Here is a 2518-nt window from a genome sequence, read left to right as displayed (position 1 = left end):
CCAGGGGAACCGAGAAGTGAGTGGGAAGTGCGAGACTCTCTCCCGCCAGCCGGGTCAGCATCAGCGAGAGGCTGAGCGAAGACCCCGGAATCTCGAATCGCGTTCCCACTGGAGGCCAGGATCGCGCGCCTGCAAAGCACTTGTCACCACCGGCTCAATAATGACCCAGCATCACCGGTTGAAAATTGACCCCCCTCCTGGAAGGTAGGATAGGCCTCCTGAGTCCCAGACAGAACGGGGCTGAGGAGGCGGGAGGATGGTCAACGTGGAAGTCTAGGCTGAGGTGCGACGATTGCATCGGGTGGAGAGGCTGTCGATCCGGGCGATAGGCCGGAAGCTTCGGCTGGCCCGCAACACGGTAAGGGAGGTCTTGAGGTCGGAGAGGCCTCCGAAGTACCAGAGGACAGCTGGGCCTTCGAAGTTGGATCCTTTCAAGGGTCGGATTGCGGACCTGCTGGCAGAGTATCCCCGCCTCTCGGCCGTGCGGGTGCGCGAGATCTTGAGCGCTGAGGGCTACACGGGAGGGATGACGATCCTTCGCGCGTACCTTCACCAGGTTCGTCCACGGCCGATCCAAGCCTTCCAGCGCACGGTGTATCCGCCGGGCGAGATCGGTCAGGTCGATTGGGCCCGGATGCCCGATCCCATCCCGGATGCCTTGGGGAAGCTGAGGCCGGTCTCTGCGTTTGTCATGGTTCTCGGCTACAGCCGGATGCTGACCGTGATCTTCTCCTTCCGCACGCGGCTGGTGGACTTCCTCAGATGCCATGCCGAAGCCCTGGCCTTCTTTGGTGGGGTCCCGCACACCATCGTGTACGACAACCTCAAGTCGGTCGTCCTGCACCGGCGCGGGGCCGAGGTGACCTTCAATCCGCAGTTCCTGCCCTTCGCCGATCGCTACGGGTTCCGGCCCTGGGCCACTTGGCCCGGGGAGCCACACGAGAAGGGGCTGGTCGAACGGCCCATCTTCTACGTGAAGGACAACTTCTGGTATGGGCGGAAGTTTGCCGACATGCAGGATCTGCAGGCTCAGGGCGATCGATGGCGGGAGGGGATCTGCAACGTCCGGACTCACTCGGGGTTCGACGAGCGCCCGATCGATCGGTTCGAGCTCGAGCGGGGCCAGCTGATGGCCTTGCCCGAAGAGCCCTACCAGGCCGAGGAGATCCTCTTCGCCAAGGCCAGCCGCTGGGGCTACGTCCGGCTGGATGCCAACGACTACTCGATTCCCTTGCTTTTCGCCGGAAGACGGCTGGGGGCCAAGCTGGATGCCACCTCGGTCCGCATCTACGACCAGGGCCATCTCCTGGCGCAGCATGCCCGCTGTTTCGGGCATCATCAGGTGATCACCTTTCCCGAACATCAGAAGCGTCCCTGGTCTGTGCGCAAGGAGACCTCGCCAGTCCTGCCTCGCCATCTCGTTCCTGGCCTGGAGCTCCCCAGGCAAGCCGCTCTGCAGGTCGAGCAGCGCGACCTGGCCGTCTATGATGCCCTGCTGGAGGAGGTGGCCCGATGAACGACCTAGCCTACCTCATCCACCAGATGAAGGCGCCTCGCATCGCCCAGGCCGTGTCCCGGGTCGCCGAGCAAGCCCGCAACGAGAGTTGGAGCTACGAAGACTTCTTGACGGTGCTCCTCGATCATGAGGTCCTGGCTCGACAAGCCCAAGGCGGGGAAGCTCGTATCCGGGCGGCGCACTTCCCCGCTCGCAAGACGGTCGAGGAGTTCGACTTCGCCTACCAGGTCAGCCTGCGCCAGCAAGTAGTCCTGCACCTGGCCACATTGTCCTTCATCGAGGCCCGCGACAACGTGATCTTCCTCGGTCCGCCGGGGACGGGGAAAACCCACCTGGCGGTGGCCCTGGGGATGAAGGCCTGCGTGGCCGGCCACCGGGTGCAGTTCGCCACGGCGACCCAATGGGTGATGCGGCTGGCTGCAGCCAATCACGAGAAGCATCTGGAGGCCTACCTCCGCCAGTTGGAGCGAACGCGCCTGATCATCATCGACGAGGTGGGCTACATCCCCTTCGATGCCGAGGCCGCCAACCTGCCTGCACTGGGCCGCAGGCACACGTGTTCTTCCAGCTGGTCTCCTCCCGCTACGAACGCGGCTCGGTGATCGTGACCTCCAACAAACCGTTCACCGCCTGGGGAGAGATCTTCGGCGACGCGGTCGTCGCGGCTGCCATGATCGACCGGCTCGTGCACCATGCCGAAATCCTGTCCCTGAAGGGAGACTCCTATCGCTTGAGAGACAAGTAACTCATCGGTTCCAAGGTGAAGGTGGCCACGGCACTGGCTGCCGAATGACCCCCCGCCGGAGGGGTGGGTCAAAATTCGACCGGTGGAAGTGGGTCAGTTTTCGACCGGTGTTGACACCATATGGGCAGCCGGACCATGATCTCCTTGAAGGATGATGATCGGCGGGAAGGATGACTTCTCCAGGATCTCATCGACGGCTGTCAGAATCAGACGGTTCAGGTGGGTGACCTGGTCCGAGGACGCCTCGACCTACTCCT

General features: G+C 63.3%; 1 protein-coding gene and 1 pseudogene. Both read left to right on the top strand.

The features are described from left to right. Window positions 1-301: 301 nt before the first annotated feature. On the top strand, window positions 302-1516 hold the full coding sequence (istA, locus tag MUO23_02980) for an IS21 family transposase (GenBank protein MCJ7511918.1): 1215 nt from the start codon (window positions 302-304) through the stop codon (window positions 1514-1516). Next, a pseudogene (gene istB / locus MUO23_02975) lies at window positions 1513-2261 on the top strand (IS21-like element helper ATPase IstB). The gene istA and the pseudogene istB overlap by 4 nt, the downstream one beginning before the upstream one ends. Window positions 2262-2518: the final 257 nt, after the last annotated feature.

Source organism: Anaerolineales bacterium (genome assembly GCA_022866145.1).
Classification (GTDB): domain Bacteria; phylum Chloroflexota; class Anaerolineae; order Anaerolineales; family E44-bin32; genus PFL42.
Note: the sequence above shows the minus strand (reverse complement) of the source record. Positions and strands in the feature narration are given on the sequence as shown.